General features: G+C 34.7%; 2 protein-coding genes. One reads left to right on the plus strand and one right to left on the minus strand.

The features are described 5' to 3' along the window. Positions 1 to 210: 210 nt before the first annotated feature. Positions 211 to 2,085: a transposase gene (locus tag J7K39_08530; GenBank protein ID MCD6179937.1), complete on the minus strand. Its 1,875-nt coding sequence runs from the start codon at positions 2,083 to 2,085 to the stop codon at positions 211 to 213. A gap of 198 nt (positions 2,086 to 2,283) precedes the next feature. On the opposite strand from J7K39_08530, the gene nfo reads away from it, so the two are divergent. Continuing rightward, on the plus strand, positions 2,284 to 3,004 hold a 721-nt coding region (gene nfo / locus J7K39_08535), incomplete at its 3' end, for a deoxyribonuclease IV (GenBank protein ID MCD6179938.1).

A 3,004-nucleotide genomic window follows, 5' to 3' on the forward strand; every position in this document is an offset into this window, starting at 1 on the left:
CTTATGGGACCTCCGGGAGTAGGTAAAACACATCTTGCTTTGGCAACGGGTTTTTCTGCAATACATAAAGGCTATAAGGTCATATTTTATACGATGCAGGGTTTGATGGAAGAAATGATAATTTACGAAGCAGAAAGGAAATTTGAAGAATATCTTAAAAAGTTACTAAAATACGATTTGATAATAATAGACGAATTGGGTTATCTCCCTTTAAAACCGGTTTATGGAAATATGTTTTTTCAACTGATAAATCAATGTTATGAGTATCGTTCTATAATGATAACCTCCAATAAATTGTTTAACGAATGGGGAGTATTTTTCGGTAATCAGACAATAGCGACAGCAATATTGGATAGAATATTGAGTCCCATCCGAAAAGGCACTTTTAAGTTTGAGACATTTTATAGCTAAGATTTTTGAAATTGTAAAACAGCTCAATTTGAACCAATATTTTTCAAAATATTTCAACATTTCATGCAAAATATGGTGCATGAAATTAAAAACAGAAAATGAATCATCATTTTCTGGCGTTCTCGTCAAATATCGATAAATTCTTCCGAAGTTTATCATGATTCCCAAAGAAAATATGTATAGCTCCGCCTTAAAAGCTCCTCGAACTTTTAACTTGTGACCTTGCATATGACGAGTAAACTCACGAACGGTTGCCTCAACATTCGCTCGCAAAGTGCGCCTCTCGGGTGGTATCTGATGAAGACTTGCATGCCTTTTACGCTTTAGAAAATCTTTAGATGAAAAGTAATAAATGCGATACTTCTTAGCTTTAATAGTAGGACATCCATTTGAAAGAGGGCAATTCTTACAGATTTCTTTATTAAAACAAGCTTTGAAACGCTTGCGTGTTTGCTCTGCCTTTACCATCTGATTGCCCGGGCAGCTTACCATAAAATCATTCCCTTTTGTCTTTTTAATTTCAATGTTTACTTCTGATTTCCTGCCCTTTATAGCAGTTTGAACGGGAGTCACTCCTAACTCTTTTAGTTTCTCATCATTATCTTCACTGCCATAACCACCATCAAAGTGGATTTCTTCTAAATCCTCAGCTTTTTCTTTGATATTATCCAAACGTTTATTCAAAACAGCACTATCATCAATATTATTCGCTGAAACTGCAAGATCAATAATAACATTTAACTTGTTCTCTTTATTTCTTGTTTCGACAATATTACCGGATTGACCTCGATAAGAATCTTTGCGTTTTGTTCTGTAAGTGGCATCTTTGTCATCGGGAGATTGGAGAGTATTGCTTCCAAGTTCCGATTGTGGGCGTATCGTTATTCTTTTATCATCTACAGTAAAATGTTCATCAAATGTTCTTAAAAATTTTTGATACCCTCCGTGGAATGCATAATTAGAAGATGAAAGTTCCTTTTTCAACAAATAGTATATATCGGCTATTTTGGTTAATTCGCGGGAAACTTTGGTTGAACCCAATTTATAAAGATAATGCTCGGAACTCAAACGAAGATAAGGAGAGAAAAGTTCCTTGAATTTCTTCTTATCCTCTTTACGCAATATTTTGTATAAACGCTTAAGTACCTCTATTAATAATTGGAGTCGTCCATATCTGCGTATGTTGCTATCTATCATAAATGAATCCGTGCGGACGATATCTGTCTTTATATCATATTGCTTTATCTGTTTGCGTACCAAACCATCAAATACTTGCTCGAACAGGTTCATTCCCGTCTTTAGTTCATAAACATATATGAGATTTTGAAAATCGAATATGGTTGATTTGGAGAAAGGCATACCATAAAAAGAAAATAAGCCCAATGCGCTTCTTACTGCAACATTATATTGTATCTGACTAAACATCTCAGAATATGACCAATCTCGTTTTTCCTTCAATAATAATGAACAAACCATTACATTGATTGGAGCATTAGGGCGACCATTATTGTTGCAGTAAAGTGGTTTAAATATTGATTCGTCTATATTACAAAATATGTTCTCATAAAAATAATACTCTTTTGTCCCTTTTACCATATCAATAAAATCTGACATTCTCTGTGGAAAATCATAAAACAATTTTCCCTGCAAATGCTCTTCGTTTTTTCTATGCATTTTTATCTCCAAATCATTCAATTATCAAAGACAAAAGTATTCTCAAAGCCGTTCTTGTAAAGCTTTTTATTCAATAATCGGCACTTTTTTTTCTGTGACTTTTAGAGATAATATCACCACATGTTTTCACCTATTACATCAAAATAATGGGGTTTTCGGACTGGACTCATAGAAAAATATCTATAGAGAGAGGTTCAAATGATTTTTATAGGAGCGCATGTAAGCGCAAGTGGGGGAGTTCAGAATGCTCCTTTGAATGCAAACGGCATAAACGCAAAAGCTTTTGCCCTTTTTACCAAAAATCAAAGACAGTGGAAAGCATCGCCATTAAAAGAAAGTAGCATAACGCTTTTTAAAGAATATTGTGAAAAATACGGCTACGACCCAAAACAAATTTTACCGCATGACAGCTACCTGATAAATCTGGGGAATCCCGATAAAGAAAAATTGCAGAAATCTCGTGACGCATTTTATGATGAAATTCACAGATGCGAGCAACTTGGCTTAAAGTATCTAAATTTTCATCCGGGAAGTCATCTACGAAAAATATCCGAAGATGATTGTATCAAAACTATAGCGGAATCTATAAATATTACTTTGGATAAAACAAGTGGAATTACGGCGGTGATAGAAAATACAGCGGGTCAAGGAAGCAACATAGGCTACAAATTTGAGCAACTTAGCGGAATTATAAATCTTGTGGAAGATAAAACTCGCATAGGCGTTTGCATAGATACGTGCCATCTTTTTACATCCGGCTATGATATTCGCACTAAAAGTGCATTTAATAAAACATTTGCCGAATTTGACTCGATAGTGGGCTTTAACTTCTTAAAAGGAATGCACTTAAACGATTCAAAACCTGATTTGGGAAGCAGAGTCGATAGGCACGAAAGCATTGGAAAGGGCAAAATAGGAC

The sequence above is a fragment of the Bacteroidales bacterium genome (genome assembly GCA_021157585.1).
GTDB lineage: Bacteria > Bacteroidota > Bacteroidia > Bacteroidales > UBA12170 > UBA12170.